We start from the raw sequence: 15,637 nt of genomic DNA on the forward strand, positions 1-15,637 counted from the left end.
CGGCTCCTCTCAGACGACGTGGTCGCTGGCGTCGAGACCGACCGGCTGGTAGACCAGCCAGACAACGGCGTCGACGAGGTCCTCGTCTTCGCCATGCAGGGCGTCCACGAGCAGCAGCCAGGGAGCGATTGGAACACCGTCTTCAAATCGCCGATTGTCTTCATCTTCGTCGTCGATACCCCAGTCGTCCTCCGACGGCGGAATCCGTTCAACAGAACCATGTGCGTGGCCGTGGGTCTCGATTTCCTCGTTGATCGCCACCACGCTGAGGTAATATTTGCGGAAGACCGCCAGCACGAATGGATGCGAGGACGGACCGAACGGCCAACGGGTCTCGATCATCCGAGCCGCCTCCTCTTTTGAAGAGGTTTCTCCGGCAATCTTCACCTGAAGCTTTGCCCACCACTCGTTGGCCGCGCCCAAGGCTTCACGCAGGTCAAAAACGTAATTGCCATACAGGCGATCGAAGGCATTCATGCGCGTGTATCCTTATGCCAGATAGGTCTTGATGCGCTGCTGAACCTGGGCAATGGTCGGATTGCCACGCGTAAAATGGGCCATACCTTTCTGCACATTGTTAAGACTGTGGTTGGCGCATTGTGGCTGAACCGCAGCGTTGGATACTGCCCATCTCTTAAACGCCGCTCCGTTCCGGCAGCCACCCTTGTACCATGCGATGACGATCGGGGGCTGGTGGTCGGCCGTCTTGCCCGGTTTTCCGCAACGTGCTCCTGTTGGCCCGATCACCCAGCACGGCTTGCCCTGGATATGGGCAGTCTGCGTGGTAGTAGGACCATATCCCTTGCCTGCGCGCTCGTAATGGCGGGAGCACTTCTTCTTTCCTGAGAAAGCCTTTCGTCGCTTGAACCGGACAAGGGCGGACATGTCGCATGCACCCGCGGGCGCGGATGCTGCCGCCTGGCCCATCGGATCGCCGTGGCGGCCAACCCCCTTGCCCTCAACTTTCACCAAGAAGGACCAGAGCATGAAGAAGCCCTTGCCCTTGATCTTGTGCGTAACGACGTTGCCGCCCTGAACGCCGCCTTCGTCGCCGGAACTCATCATGATCTCGGACGCGTTCTCGAGCGCGGTCGGCTCGCCATCGATTTTAACGCTCTTGCTTCCCTTGATAAGGTCACTGGCCTGCAGCATGTTTACATAGGGCACAGGCACAGGCCCGGCCGGCGGCGGAGGAGGGCTGAGACAGACATCGCCCGGCGCAATGCCCTTGCCACCACTGCCCTTGTGAAAAAAGCCCATGCTCTCGGCGAAGACAGTAAGGCCCATCGTCAGATATCCTCGATTGCGGGCTTGGTGGCGCGCAGCTTCGGCAAGGCGTTGTCGGCGAGATCATGGATATCAGCGAAGTTAAACTCGGTGACGTCGAAGTCATCGCACCAGAAGGTTATGGCAGACGCGTCGCCCGTGCTCGTTTCTCTGAGCAAGGACAGCGTCTCTGCCAGCTTGGCGGTTGACCAGTTACCTTCTACAGCGCCATTGAGGCAGGCGGCGATTTCGTCAAACCATCCGGCGGTTGGCTCCGGCGGCGGTCCAAGCCTTACGATGGCAAAGGGGTATCGTCGCCCGACGCGGTCTTCGCTCATCCGCCAGACGCCAGCACATGGCTGGTCGCAGAAAATCGCGGCGGGTACGGTAAAGCGCCAGACACGCGAGTCCAGTTCACCCTCGTCCGGCCTCGCCAGCAGTTCCATCGACATCCAGCGGTCCCAGCGGTCGATGAAAGTCCGCGGCAGGTTCGCGGAGACGAAGTCTCCAGTCGCCGGAATCTTACCGAAGAAGCCGATGATCATATCTGCGGTGGACATGTGAACTTCTTGAACATTTCCAGATTGTAGGGGTTTTCGACGCTGGCGGCCTTGAGTTCGAAATCGGCATACATGCCCTTCGTGCCCAGGCGCAGGCTGTAGACATCGGTCAGCGAAGTGCTGGCGAAGCGGCCACTGCGGAGCATCCTCAGCCACGCCCAGCTGCCGGTTTCGTTGAGCATTATTTCAGGCGATCCGTCGATCGGCTGGAAGGCGAGCGAGATGACGCCCGTGCCGTCCTTGCCGGGCCATGTCATGGGTTGCGGCCGCGTTGCGTTGTTGTAGTAGACGAGGCTCTGGCCATCGAGATTGAGCGTGACGCGCGTGACGTTGGGAGACAGGTCCTTCGGTTCAAGCGTGAAGCTCATCACGGGTCCGCTGCCGCCCGCAAACAGATCGTCGCGGATGTGCCTGGCCTGCTCGAATGCCGCCAGGGCCGAAGCATCAAGGCCGAAATCGGCGCGCCACTTCCACGGCTGGCTGGTCATGTCGACATAGTTGATCAGGTGGTCGTTGATGAAACCGTCGATCAGCCCGGCCGGTCCGAACAGCCTTGCGAAATCCCGCACGTTGACGTCCACCGCGCTCTCGGCGCTGAACGGATAGCGGTCGTTCAGCGCCGCCTGGCAGAAAGGCAGGATATCGGCCCGCCAGATGGCGTTGAGCTCCGAAGTGACCGCCTTCTGAGTCAAATTGCTGGTGTCGCCGGCAATCCCGCCCAGCCAGGCGTTGATAGGGTCGGGCAGGATCTGTGCCTGCCGGGCGACCGCTCCCGTCAGCTCGGCAAGGCCGCCCTGCTTCTTGATGGCATCCTGCGGATTGGGGTTCGCGGTGACCGTCTGCAGCACGTTGGAAAGTGCGGTCAGCGCGACGACCGCAGCATCCAGTGCCGGCGGCTGGCCATCGACCTCGGCAATGGTGCTCTTGAGTGGTTTGAAATGCTCGGCCACAAGATTGCCGGTCAGGTCCACCTCGCTGGCCGAACCCGCCCGTGGCAACAGTTTTGCCCCTGTTTTCACTATCTTGCCAAGCTTGCCCAGTTTGCCGAGCAGTTTCGAGCCGCCTTTGGCTGCCGCCTTGTCATCTCCGGCGGGCGCGTCATCCGAACGGGTGAGCTCCGTCTCTTGCACCACTGCCGTCAGCAGGCGCTTCAGCGCGGAATCGGCGCTCGAAAGATCCTTGAGGTTCTCACTGGCGACGATGAGATCGGTCAATGGCGCGAGCCTCATGTCGCGCAGGAAGCTGTCCCATTGCGCGATATAGTCGTCATAGTAGAGCTTCAGAATATCCTCGGACAGCGCCGAAACCGAGGTTTCGGAGTTCTCCGAGCAGCCGCCAGCGAAAACGGCACGATCGAGCGCCGCCTGTGCGGCGACATCGTCGATGCGATCGAGAATGACGTCGTGGAATCCGGCATAGGTGAAGGCGCCGGAAATGCCGACGCGAAGCGTCTTGGCTGAACGGCGCGCAAACACCTTGCCGCCGTTTGGGCCGGCGAAATTCGCCGGGACCCACTCCTTGAGCCCGGCCACTGCCGGATCGGCCAGCAACTGTTTGTAGGCGCGCGCCGGCAACGAAATGGTGCACACCGTTTTCAGCGCTTCGGCAACCAGGGCCTGGTCGGGCGCGACATAGCTCTCGTCGACCGTCATCCGGCGGATGGCGGCAAGCTGATGCTCTTCGGCATCGGCGGTCGGAAATGGTGCCGCGGCCGCGAATTCGGGCAAGCTGTTCGCCCACCAGTCTTGGGCGTAATCGGGATCCATCTGAGACAGGCCCGTCATCATGCGATAGGTTTTCAGCGCTCCGAGCATGAAATCCGGGTCGCGGATTTGCCGCCACATCGTCGCTTCGAGCAAGGCGATCATGCGCGGCTCAAGAACATTGCGCAGGGCATGATCGTACGTGTCGGTCTGCGCCCGCACCATTTCCGCGGAGGCCGATGGTCCCAGCAGATCCTGTGCGGCGCCAGGCGGTGCTGTCCGGGCGGTTGCGACCGCGTCCATCGCACCGAGCGCGCCGTCCATGGCGGGCTGCTCCACCGATGCCGGCGTTGCAGCGACGGAGGTCAGCGGCGTCTGCAGCGCTTCGAACTGGCCTGCCTGGGCCGTTATCGCGTTGCGGTTGTCAAAATAGGACCAGGTGAACAACCCGCCGGCCAACAATGCCGCCGCCGCGCAAGCGGCTGCCGCACCCCGCCAGATCCAGGCGCGGCGCCGTTGCGCCAGCGGATCGAACGTGCCGAGGCCCGCTTCCTTGAAGATGACTTCGGTCAGCAGGTTCTTCAGGAAGAAGCTGCGTTTTTCGACCCTTGGTGCGGGCAGCGCCCGTCGCGGCGGCAGGCCGAAGGACGAAGACAGCGCCGCGGTCAGCCGGTCGATGGGCGCTCCTTCCTGCGTCGCTGATGTCAGATAGAGCCCGCGCAGCCAGGCGACCTCTTCATACCGGCTTTCGCCGAACATTGCCTCGACCAGCACCTGTATCGGTTCGGACAGGCTTGCCAGTTGGGCGGGAAAGCGGAAAATCTCGGCACGGGCGGCGAGTTTGTCCTCATCTTCCAGCCGCGGCACCAGCCTCCGCTCAAGTTCCGTCGCCAGCGCGGAAATTTCCCGTTCAATGGTCTTGGCATCGACACGCGCTTCCAGCGCGAAGGTGGTCCCCCATACCTGCTCGCGCGAAGCCGTGGACAAGCCGCCGAAGAAAGCCTCGAAGCCCTTGATCAGATCGGCCTTGGTCAGCATCAGATAGACCGGAAGGCGGATTTCGAGCCGGTCGTTGAGTTCGGCCAACCGGCGGCGGATCTTGCGGCCGTGCGCCTTGATGGCTTCATCGCCCTCCCAAAGCACGTCGATCGAAAGCGCGACGATTACGCCATTCAGCGCGCGGCGTCCGCGGTGCTTTTTCAACAGGTCGAGGAAGCCCAGCCATTCAACCGCGTCCACATCGGGCTGGCTCTCCTGCTGGACATAACGGCCGGCCGTGTCGATCAGAACCGCATGTTCTGAAAAGAACCAGTCGCAGTTGCGCGTGCCGCCGACCCCCTGCAGGTCGTCGGTGAGGTCGATCGGAAAATTCAGCCCGGACTGCCGCAAGGCCGTGGTCTTGCCGGTGGCCGGCGGCCCGACGATCACATACCATGGCATTTCGCGCAGAAACTTTCGTCCGCCCAGCTTGCGGCGCTTCAGTTCGGCCATCACCTCGGCGAACTTGGCACCGACGGCCGCGACATTCTCTTCGCCGGGTCTGAGCGGCTTTTCCACCACCGGCGCGGCAATCTCGGCGACGAACATGCGGTTGGCGCGGATCGCCCGGCGCTGGGCGACGATCAGCCAGGTCAGCCAGAAGATGACCAGCAGCGCAATGATGACGATGCGCACGTTATCAGAGGCGAACGGTTCATAGGGACCGACCCTGATGATCGGACCGAACACCCAGATGACCAGGGAAAGCAGCGTGAGGCCGATCAGCGTCCATAGCCAGCGTGATGTCAGGACAGCCCAAAGGAAGCGCAGGATGAACATCTCACAGCCTCTTTTCGACAAGCACCTCGACGCGGCGGTTCAAGGCCCGCCCCTCGCGCGTGCTGTCGGTGGCGACTGGATCGGTGGCCGCGCGGCCCTCGGAATGGACGCGATCCCGCGGCACTCCGTTCTGGACCAGCATGTCGGCAATCGTCTGGGCGCGAGCCTCCGACAGTCGCTGGTTGGTCGACAGCGGATTGGTCTTTTGCAGGGGAACGCTGTCGGTATGACCGACGACGGTGATGTTTCCGATCAGCTCCTGGTTGGCGAGGATCACCTTGGCGAGCGACCCGATCAGGGGCTCGAAGCCTTCGGTCAGTTGTGGCCGTGACGACTGGAACAGTTCGGGATTGGAGGCCTGGATCGTCAGCTTGGCCAGCGAAACGCTTTCGGTGCCGCTGAGGGCGGATCTGAGGTCGGCGGGCGCCCCGGCCTGAAATTCCGGCAACAGCGCAAAATCCACCTTCTCCGGCGGCGGGGCATCGACTTTGGGCGACGTGCGGGTGATGTCGCCGCGCGCGGGCGGCGGCAGCGCGCGAACAAGTGCGGAGAGCTCGACCGCCTGGCTGCTCAGTGCCATCGAGAGCCCGACATGGATTGTCATGGCTGCAACCGCCGCACCGAGCGCCATGACCCAGATCGGAACGATGAAGCGCTGCGGCTCGTCAGATGCGATCACGCCTTTCCAGTTTGGCGACAGTGGCGCGCCTTCGGCGTCGGCATCGCGTAGGAAGCGTGCCGCCGCCACGCGAACGGCATTGAGCGAGCGGTCGCCGGATCGGGCCGACACACGATATTTGCCACGAAAGCCAAGCGCCATGCATTGATACTGCAGTTCCAGCAATTCGCGATCACGGTTGGGATGGCGCTCGAGTTCGTCGAGACGGGTGAAGAACTGCGTGCCGGCATCGACATCGCCGCGCAGCATGACCACAAGCGGCTGCCGCGGCCAGGCGCTGGCACCGCCCCATGGCGTGTTCAGGGCCAGATCGTCGAGCAACGCCGCCACCACCCAGGCCGCCTGGTCGGCGCGCTCCATTGAGGATCCGACCGACATAGCCGTGTCGCGTGCCCGGACCAGTTCTTCGAGCAATCGGGTACGCAATGCTTCCGGATTGTCCGGCGGCAGCGCACTTTCAAGCTCGGGAGCGAATTCGAGCAAGGGCGCAAATGCGTTGACGAGTGCGTTCGGATGGGTGCGGGAGCGCTTTACCGACGCGCTCGGCAAAGGTGGCGCCATCGGCCGCGGCATCGGCGCGCCGGTCAATCGAATGCGGGTGCGTTCGCGATCCTCCGACAGTCCGAACGGATCATCGCGGCTCATGATCTCACCTGTTCACCGAATAGCAGTCCACCTGCGGCTCGCTTGGCAACACGCCCGAAACGCCGATGACGAAGCCGGGAGCGTCGAGCAGCGACGCCCAGTGCTCACTTTTCTGGTCCAGTTCCAGACATAACCGATCGCCATCGTAAGGAATCTCGCGCGGCTGGGAATGAAGCGGTTTCAGCGGAATGCCGGGCAAGCGCGATTTCCACAGGCCCTCGAACTGGTCGGCCGAGCCGACGGTTGCCTGATTGACGAATATCTTGCGCAGCGCGTCTTCCGACAACTCCGAACCGACCCGGATGACGATCCGGCTAGCCACCAGCAGCTTCGGATTGTCGATACGGATCTTCCAGACATTGGTCGAATGCCGCATGACAGGCAGCGCACGCGATTTCGGCTCGATGTAACGCAGGCTGAGGATGAGCGAGCGCAGCGCATCCGCCAGCGCCGAATAGGCGGGGCCAGGCGCCATGTGATCGTAGGCGGGCAACTCGCCCAGCCGCCGCGCGCTCGATCCGTAGGTCGCCATCGAACCGGCGAGGCCGGCAAGTTCCAGGTAAAGCTCGGCTGGATGGAACACATCCTGAGCCAGCATGTGGGCCAGCCGCGGACGTGCCGCATTGGCGAGATTGAGCATCAGCAAATCTTCGACGCTGCGCCCAGGTCCGCCCATGACCATCTTGCCATGCGCCTCGGCGATCTGGTCGAGGCCGGTGACAACTTCCAGCAGCAATTGCCGGTACCAGGCCACGGCGCCCGTAACCAAGGTCGGTGGCAGGAAGGTCTCGTCCAGGGAGACGCCGCCATCGGCTCGAATCCCCTTGAGGTCGGCTATCGGCAAGGCCGTGTAGCCACCGACCGACTTGCCGGGTGCGAGCAGCAGCGCCTGCGGCCGGGCAATTTCGATTTCTTCAGGGTCTGAACCGCCCTGGACGGCGTCACGCACCGAAACGATCCGCCCATGATATCGCGCACCCGAGGCGGCAGCGTGTGCCGGATCGAAGCCGACACCGCCCGGAGGCTCCAGCGGCAAGGCGATCAGCACCGGTCCGGCGCCCGTGTCAGGGGTGACCGGCAGCGGTCGCGGCGCGTCCATCATGTCCGGGATGGAAAAAGGTGTCCCATCCGGAAAGATGCCCCGCGCGGACAGGATCGAGATCTGGCCGGCTTCCAGCAACGCCTGGTCCAGCGTCAGCTGTTGGAAACCGAACGTATGCAATTGCCCGGCCTGCAACGCGCCGCGCACCGTCGCCTCGAAAAAGCGATCCTGCTGCTGGAAATGCTGGGTCCGCAGGAAAAGCCCTTCGGACCATAGCACCCTGTTTGCATTGCTCATGCCGCTACTCTCTGCATCGAGCTCCCCTTGCCCTTTGCCGCTAGGCGGAAATGCCGCCGCTGCCAAGCGTGACGTTGATCGTGAATTTCGATCCCGACGACACCGACTTAGTTGTCCGCCAGTTCCGGCCGCCGGGCTCGCGGATCAGAGCAACAAAGCCCAGCGCCGTCGCGTCCGGCTCGACCGTGATGGTTTTGGATGCGGATTTTCCCGGCCCGACGGAAATCTGGTCGGATCCGATGAGATCGCCCGCCAGCGCCGTGCCGGCATCCCCCTGCAGCGCGAAATAGTCGGCGGAATTGAATTTGCCGGTGCTTTTCAGCCGCATCACCAGGATCGTTACCGGCCGGTCGCCGCCGCCTGGTCCCGGGTTCATGCCAGCACCGCCGTTTACGTTGACGGTGATCACCGATGGTTTCGGCGGACCACTCTGGCAAGCCGCAAGCAACCCTGTCGCGCCCAAGGCAACAACAAATTCACGTCGATCAATCATCTCTCACTCCTCCTCATATGCATCTCGAAAATCAGCGCCGATTTCGCCAAGGAAGCTCTTTTCAGCACTCTCGGCGATTTCACGATGGCGCTTCTGGTAAAGTTCCCACAGCTTGGCGCCCCGCCCCCCAGAGAGAAGGGTTCCGATCGCGGAATTCGATTTCAGCTCTTCCTCGATCACTACCGGGTCAAAACGGTCGATCATCCGCCGCATGGCGGTCTGTATGCCTCGCCAGGCGCGTACGTGATGTTGCGCGAGATCGCGCACCGCATCGGTGATTGCCGCTTCACCGCCGAGAAATCCTGGGCTGCGCTCAGCGATAAGCGTTATGATGGCGTCGTCGACGGTCGGCAGGAACTTGAGCGGATTGACTTCGGAGGCCCCGACCATGGTCTGCGCGACGCGCGCGTTTCCCTTTTCCTCGGCCCGCTTGCGCAGAAGCTGCATCAGGCCTTCCATCATCATCCGGTATTCGCGACCGAACTTCTCCATTTCCGCGATGCTGTCGCGTCCGGGGAAATCGGCTTCCTCGACACCCATGCCATGCAGGAATGCGGCGCGAAGCGCCATCTCCTCCGGCCGCGCCGCACCCAGCGCCGGGGCGGCTTTGGGAGCAGCACCCACACGTGGTGAAGCAGGGGTAGCTGCGGGCTGCACCGGCAAATCCCAGGGATTGGCTGATTGGGATCGCTGGGCGATGCGCTCGCGCTGTTCGATCGAACTGGCGCCGTTCGCCGGACTGAGCGTGGCGGCTGGTCCGAAAGCAAAGTCATCATGGGTTCCGGACGGCTTGTCACGGGCGGCTTGGGCTGCGCGGTCGGGGGACGGTACCGCGTCGAGGCTGAACGGGTCCGCTTGGCTCGCCGCGCCGCCCGGTTCGCGATAAGGGGCGGGATTTTTCGACACCGGCGTCGAAACCGGATCGAGGCTGAACGGGTCATCGAAAGCGGCCGAGTGGCGCTGGTCGGAGTTGGCACGTTCGAATGCACCCGCAACCGGCTGCTCGAAAGGGTTCGGCAGATCGGCCGGACGTGGCCGTCGCGGCTCTTCTTCGACCTTGGCGGAAAAGAAGTCATCGCGACCGATGCTCACCGGGGCCCGGGATGCTGGCGGCGCGCGTTCCGAAACCGGCTGGCCGGCCGCTGGTGCTTGAGTGGCTGGCGTTTGCAGGTCGACATGGACGACGTAGTCGCCCAATCTCAGCCGCATGCCACTTTGAAGGCGCGTCGACTTGCCGGCACCGAGCGGGCTGTCGGAGTCGTTTATGAACAATCCGCTGCTCGACGTGTCGGTGACGAAATATCCATCTCGCCCGCCAGAGATCTTGCAATGTGCCCTTGAAACGAACATGTCGGGATCGTTGATCTGCCAACCCGCGTCCGCGCTGCGGCCGATCACCAGCTCACCCTCGTCAAGCCGGGCCTGCCGCACCGCCTGGGTGCGTGGCCCTTGCTCCAGTGTCAGCAGCAGGCTCATGCCGCGACCCCCGTCATTTCCGGCCGCCATCCGACGATTGTCCGCAGCCGCATGTCGTCAGCATCGCCCCTTTCGATGGGTCGCGCAAGCCAGGCGGTCCGCCCGAGCCGAACCGCTCCGATTTGGGGCGGCGGTACGGCTTCACGCGCAAGCACGATGCGCAGATCGACGTCGAGCGACTCCCCGACCATGTCGCGAACGGCCTGCTTGAACAGCTTGAGCCGCTCGCCGCCAGGCAGGAACGCCTTGAACTCCTCATACCCCAGCGGGCCGACACGCAGTTCGATCCTGCTTTGGCGGCTGAAAACGCGTGGGCCGATCGTCGCGCCCTTGCCGAGCCCTGCAAAGGCCTTTGCAAGACGGGTCTGGAGACCGGTTGGTACTGTTATCCAGGCGGAGATGAACTCCTTGATCTGTACCGGCGCCTTGAACGCTTCCGCCAGGAACAGCGTCAGCCGTTCCGGGCCGTCGACCTGATTGGCCAGCGAAGCCGCCTGGCGAAGCTTCACCGTATCGAGATTGGGGTCCTGCGTGCCGGGAAGTCCGATCCCGGCCATGGCTTCAAGCATGGCGCGAACGCGCCCGCCGACCGCGCGTTCGGCCTGCACGGCCGGGTGCGCATCCGCCCACGCCCGATAGTAGAGGGCGATCATACGGTGCTGCAGAATGTTGACGAAGTCGACGAACGTCGTGTCGCTGGTCAGTTGTGCCTCGGCGCCGGCGAACCAGCGTTGCGAGAGCCGGTCGAGCACCCAGCGCGTCAGATGCAGCGGCATTGGACCCTCGGGTCCCAGCAGACCAAAATTTGCCACCGTGACCCGGGCCGGTGCCGCATCGCGGGCTTCGCGGAACACAACCAGGTCCCGTGCGGAAAAGGCTAGGCGCACATGCTGGCCGAGCCGTGCCGGCTCACGGTCGGGACGGCCGGAATGGCCGAACAGACCGTTCCGTTGTTCGAGGCGGCGCAGCAGTTCGAAAAAGTCGAACGTCTCGGACAGACCTTCGGCCCTGTTCGGGCCGGGCGTGTCTAGATCAGGTAGCGATTGCCGGGCGTCATCGGCCATGGCACATCCTCCTGCTTCTGCAGCAGCCGCGTGCGAGTTCGCACGAAGCCGTTTATCCCGGCGTGACGAGCAAACAACCGCGCCAGCAAGGCCGAAAGCAGCAAGGTACTTTGGCCGGCCAGGACCGATTGATCAACATGCAACGTGACTTCGGTACCGCGTCCAAAGCACATCGGTCCATCGATTTGCAGACGTTCGATGACCGGCTGCGAGTCGATACGCACGATCGAATGCACATTTCGGGCAAGGCTTGGATCGCCGCGATCGGCATAAAGGTCGAGTAGCGCATGCAGGGGATCGATGCCACGGCCTTCTTTGGCAAGACTGAGAAAGTTGAGCGCGAGCTGCGCCACCAGCCGCCAGGCGAGATCATCGGCCCGCGATTCCCCGTCGGCACCAGCAGGCAGTGCCGCAGGAATAGCTGGCTGCGGCGCACGCAAGGCGCCAAGAAGCCTTACGGTTTCGACCGGGTCGCCGGCCTCTAACGTCAACGTCGGATTGTCATCGAGGATCGGCAGATCACGATTAGTGCAAAGCGCCATCACGTCGAGCCGCTTCAGCGACCGGGTCGCCGGCCTTGCGAGCGGCCGGGACACGGCCAGGAAAACGTCATCCCCGGTATAGGACGTTCGCGTCAGGCCTTCGCGGCGCTCCTCCTCCATCGCGCGGCGAGGGCGCCTTTCGGTCGAATAGACCCAACCACTACCGCGGTTCTGACCCAGGCTGAAGAGCTCGGGGATTTCGGCGTCGTTGCCTTCCGTGTCGGCGTCCTCGACGCGGATGACCCGGTAGATTTCGAAGTCACGCGCCCGCGTCCGGTCCGCATGCAACACCTGGCGCGTCTTGCGTTCATCGACCTCGACGACGTTGCACTCGCGTTCGAACAGATTGATGATCGGTGTCGCGAAAAGTTCGAAGTCCGCCGGCGTCAGATCGGCCAGCTCGGGAACCGTGCGTTTGAACAGGAAAATGATCTCGAGTCCGGCCGCGCATTGGCGCACGACAGGCTGCAATCCCAAAACCCGTGCATAGTGAAAGCGCTCGGGCATCATGAAGTATTCGCGCAGCAACCGGTATCCTTCGAATGTCGGGCGGGTGCGCGGCATCAAGGCCTCGTCGTCGCTGATGCCGATCATCTCGGGTGCCGGCAACGGCGACAGCGGGTTGGTCTTGCCTTCCGGTCGCGCTGCTGTGGCCGTGCAGGCGCCGAAAATCGCATCGAACAGCAGCGGCGCCTTGGTGCGTCCGGCAAAATAGAGGTCAAGCCGGTCGAGAGCCAGTTCGTCGAGCTTGCCTTTTCCGGTCCTGGCCAGCGTGAGGCGGAGCGCCGACTCGCCGCTGACACCGCCGATCGGTCCTATGCCGGCCATCGCCATCGCACTGCGGTCCTGAAAAAAGCTGACCGAAGTGACCGCGATCGGCCATAGAGTCATTTCCTGGGCGGTTGAGAAAATGCAGCGCGTTGACAGGCCTGGCTGCAGGCTGGAAACCAGCCGTGTGTTGCGCTTGACGACGTGGCCGGCCAGCATGGTCTGGACCTGCTGGCCGGGTTTCAGCACCGCCATCGCCGTTGCCGGCGCCGGCGTGACCAGATCGGGATAGAGAACGTCGAGCACACTGCGGGAAAATCGCGAGCGCTCGGCATCGACCTTTAGCCGGGTGCGCGCGGCCAGGAAGGCTACGCCATCGAGCAGGCGCTCGACATATGGGTCCGGACACGGCACCGTATCGAGGGAAAGGTTGCGCGCCACCGCCGGATGCATGTCTGCGAATTCCGCTGCAAGAGCGCGGATATGGCTCAGTTCCTCCTCGTAATATTCGACGAAGACCCGATCCATCTCAGGCCTCCCCAATTTCGGTCCGCGCCAAACCGTTGTCGAGATTGATCGTGGTGCGCAGGCGCATGCGTTCGGGAGTCGGGGTCATGATCAGAACGGCGTCTATCTCGATCTTCAGGCCGACGGTGTTGTCGCCAAGCGTGACCGTTACCTTTGTTGCGCTTTCCTTCAGGCGGGGCTCGAAGGTCGCGAGCACCATGCGGATCTCACGTGCCAACACCTCGCGATCGAAGTCGCGCGACGAGCGGCCCGAGAAGGAGGGCACGCCGTAATTGACCACGCTGCGGCGGACCTCCGGGAAATCGGCAAGCGAAGGGGGATTGTCCGCAACCTGTTCATTTTCCAGGTCGGAAAGAAGCGGCGTCGCCTCGAAGCGCTCTGTGTTGAAGAGCGCCTCGATGTCACGCCGTACCGCTTCCCTGAGCACGCGCGCCGATACCACCACGCCACGGCTTTCGATTTCGACGCGGTGCTGGGTCTGAACGGCCAACCGATGCAGACGGCGTTTCTGATCCGGTGTCAGTACCACATCGGCGTCGATGGCACGCGTGCTGCCGGCAACGAGTGTGTCGAGACGGTCCGCGCCAAGCTCGTCGAGCAGGACATGGCGCAGCCCGTCTATTTCCGAGGTCAGGCCCGGCAGATCATTGACGAGACGATCCCAAAGCGACGGCTGGACGGCTTCGCTTTTCGCCCGCAAGCTGCCAGTGGTCTGCTGCATGCCCGCGCCGGGTCGCCGAACCTCACTTGCCGACATAGACATCCATTTCGGCTTCATCATTGCCGTCATAGACGAATTTGATCTTCTTGTAGGCGAAGCTGACCTCTTCCTGGATCAGGTCTTCCTCATCCTCGGCCTGCGACATGTCGTATTCCATGATCGAGGCGTCGGTGAGGGTAACGACCAGGTAATCCTTGGTCTCGCCATCGATGGTCCGGCGGGCCGAGAACACCACCTCATCAAGGGCCTTGTTTTCGAACAAAGCCTTTTTCAGATAGGGCGATGATTTGTCGTAGTGCTTGGTGAATTTGATCATCCCCATGGAGACGCGGCCACGGCGTGACAGCGAATTGGGATCATAAGGTGCGACCATCTTGTAGTCGACGCCATGGATTTCAATCTCGTCATCGTGGCCGTCGCGGGTGCTGGGGCCTTTGATATCGGGAACCTTCAGGAAGCCATCAATCTTCGTAGTCGGCATTGTGTTTCTCCACCGCTTTCAAAAAACCAGGTTGTCGTTGCTGCGATCAAGTCTTAACGGACGGTAGTTCCGAGACCAGTCGGAGCGACGCATTGATGCCCTCCAGCTGGTAATGCGGGCGCAGATAGAAGCGGGCATTATAATAGCCCGGCCGCCCCTCCACGCTGTCCACCTGGACCTCGGCGGCGGCAAGCGGGCGCTTGGCGCGCGCCTTGTCGTCGGCAAAGGCCGGGTTGGCCAGCACGTATCGATTGATCCACTCGGTCAACCAGATCTGCATGTCGGCGCGCTCCTTGAACGAGCCGACCTTGTCGCGCGCGATCGCCTTGAGGTAGTGCGCAAAGCGCGAGACCGGGAACAGGTAGGGCAGGTTGGCGCTCAGCCGCTCGTTCGACTGTGCATCGGGGTCGACCAGCCGCCCCGCCCGCGTTTCGTCGTCCTGCAGCGAGTGTGCTCCGATGAAGGCCGCGAGATCGGTATTCTTCCGGTGCAGGATGGGCATCAAGCCAAGCTTGGCCAGTTCCGCCTCGCGCCGGTCGTCGATGGCGACTTCCGTGGGACATTTCATCGCGATCGAGCCATCATCGGTCGGGAAGCTATGCACCGGCAGGTTGAGCACCGTGCCACCATTCTCGACGCCGCGGATCTGCGTGCCCCAGCCGAAAAGCTTGTGACTGCGGTTGATGTTGACGCCCATCGGGAAGGCGGCGTTCATCCAGACATATTTGTTGTGATCGCCCTCCACCTCTTCCTCGAAGGTGAAACCCTTCACCGGAACGGTATCGGTGCCGTAGGGCAGCCGCGCCAGGACGCGGGGCATGGTCAGGCCGATGTAGCGAGCGTCCTCACTCTCGCGCAACGACTGCCACGAGGCATAGGCGGGGTTGGAGACGATCTGCTGCAGGTCTTGCGGGTTCGGCAGTTCCTGCCAGCTGTCCATGCGAAATAGGCGCGGCGAAGCGGCCGCGATAAACGGCGTATGCGCGGAAGCGCAGATGCCGGAGATGTTGCGCAGCAGGCCGACGTCACGTGGGTGATTGGAGAACTCGTAGGCGCCGATCACGCAGCCGATTGGTTCGCCGCCAAGCATCGAATACTCGTCTGTGTAGACTTTCTTGAAGATCGGGCTCTGGTCCCACATCTGACCTTCATAGTCTTCAAGCGTATCGGCCAGCTGCTCTTTGGAGATGTTCATCACCCGGATCTTCAGCTTCTGATCCGTCTCGGTGTTGTTGACGAGATACCACAGCCCTCGCCATGTGCCTTCCATCTCACGCACTTCCGGCGCGTGCAGGATTTCGTTGACCTGTGTCGTCAGCATCTTGTCAATGCCGGCGATCAGCGACTTGATCGATTTGATGGCATTGGAAGAGATGGTCGTGGTGTCGGAACGGGACTGCGCCGCGAGCGCGAGATTGCGCACGAGCTGTTGCAGCTTCTCGCTGTCGTCCTTCTTGACCTTGAAATCTTTTTCGAGGAGTCCGCTGAATTCATCGAGGTTTATGGCTTCGGCCTCCGCGGCGACTGAGGCGGTCTTTTGCTGTTCGGCCATGA

The 15,637-nt window shown here is 62.6% G+C and carries 13 protein-coding genes; all 13 read right to left on the reverse strand.

The window, feature by feature from the left end; translation table 11 throughout:
- Positions 1-9 precede the first annotated feature (9 nt).
- The 13 genes from RPF88_RS32500 to tssC are packed head-to-tail and all read right to left on the reverse strand — an operon-like array spanning position 10 to position 15,635.
- Positions 10-477 carry a hypothetical protein gene (locus RPF88_RS32500; protein ID WP_027163189.1) on the reverse strand — a complete coding sequence of 156 codons (468 nt, stop codon included), beginning with the start codon at positions 475-477 and terminating at the stop codon, positions 10-12.
- Positions 478-489: 12 nt separating this feature from the next.
- Complete coding sequence (locus RPF88_RS32505) at positions 490-1,287, reverse strand: PAAR-like domain-containing protein (RefSeq protein ID WP_050596339.1); 798 nt, start codon at positions 1,285-1,287, stop codon at positions 490-492.
- Between the two features lie 2 nt (positions 1,288-1,289).
- Complete coding sequence (gene tagF, locus RPF88_RS32510) at positions 1,290-1,826, reverse strand: type VI secretion system-associated protein TagF (RefSeq protein WP_084652707.1); 537 nt, start codon at positions 1,824-1,826, stop codon at positions 1,290-1,292.
- A complete protein-coding gene (tssM, locus tag RPF88_RS32515) occupies positions 1,808-5,347 on the reverse strand; it encodes a type VI secretion system membrane subunit TssM (protein WP_337123942.1) in 3,540 nt (1,179 codons plus the stop codon). Before tssM ends, tagF begins: the two co-directional genes overlap by 19 nt.
- A gap of 1 nt (position 5,348) precedes the next feature.
- Positions 5,349-6,671 (reverse strand): type IVB secretion system protein IcmH/DotU, encoded by a 1,323-nt coding sequence (gene icmH, locus RPF88_RS32520; RefSeq protein WP_127385728.1) that lies wholly within the window; start codon positions 6,669-6,671, stop codon positions 5,349-5,351.
- Between the two features lie 4 nt (positions 6,672-6,675).
- Positions 6,676-8,010, reverse strand: a complete 1,335-nt coding sequence (tssK, locus tag RPF88_RS32525) for a type VI secretion system baseplate subunit TssK (RefSeq protein WP_013525301.1) — start codon at positions 8,008-8,010, stop codon at positions 6,676-6,678.
- Positions 8,011-8,050: 40 nt separating this feature from the next.
- Complete coding sequence (gene tssJ, locus RPF88_RS32530; RefSeq protein WP_024504481.1) at positions 8,051-8,503, reverse strand: type VI secretion system lipoprotein TssJ; 453 nt, start codon at positions 8,501-8,503, stop codon at positions 8,051-8,053.
- A 3-nt stretch (positions 8,504-8,506) separates the two neighbouring features.
- Positions 8,507-9,979: a type VI secretion system-associated FHA domain protein TagH gene (tagH, locus tag RPF88_RS32535; protein WP_337123943.1), complete on the reverse strand. Its 1,473-nt coding sequence runs from the start codon at positions 9,977-9,979 to the stop codon at positions 8,507-8,509.
- Entirely contained in the window at positions 9,976-11,043 is a 1,068-nt protein-coding gene (tssG, locus tag RPF88_RS32540; protein WP_024504479.1) for a type VI secretion system baseplate subunit TssG, read from the reverse strand. The genes tagH and tssG overlap by 4 nt, the downstream gene beginning before the upstream one ends.
- The gene (gene tssF / locus RPF88_RS32545; RefSeq protein WP_337123944.1) at positions 11,007-12,881 is read right to left on the reverse strand and encodes a type VI secretion system baseplate subunit TssF; all 1,875 of its coding nucleotides are present in this window, start codon (positions 12,879-12,881) and stop codon (positions 11,007-11,009) included. Before tssF ends, tssG begins: the two co-directional genes overlap by 37 nt.
- A 1-nt stretch (position 12,882) precedes the next feature.
- Positions 12,883-13,638, reverse strand: coding sequence for a type VI secretion system baseplate subunit TssE (gene tssE / locus RPF88_RS32550; RefSeq protein ID WP_013525306.1), 756 nt, complete (start codon positions 13,636-13,638; stop codon positions 12,883-12,885).
- Entirely contained in the window at positions 13,625-14,083 is a 459-nt protein-coding gene (locus RPF88_RS32555; protein WP_013525307.1) for an Hcp family type VI secretion system effector, read from the reverse strand. The genes tssE and RPF88_RS32555 overlap by 14 nt, the downstream gene beginning before the upstream one ends.
- 46 nt (positions 14,084-14,129) lie before the next feature.
- The gene (tssC, locus tag RPF88_RS32560) at positions 14,130-15,635 is read right to left on the reverse strand and encodes a type VI secretion system contractile sheath large subunit (RefSeq protein ID WP_024504477.1); all 1,506 of its coding nucleotides are present in this window, start codon (positions 15,633-15,635) and stop codon (positions 14,130-14,132) included.
- Positions 15,636-15,637: the final 2 nt, after the last annotated feature.

Source organism: Mesorhizobium sp. ISC11 (genome assembly GCF_037162595.1).
Classification (GTDB): domain Bacteria; phylum Pseudomonadota; class Alphaproteobacteria; order Rhizobiales; family Rhizobiaceae; genus Mesorhizobium; species Mesorhizobium ciceri.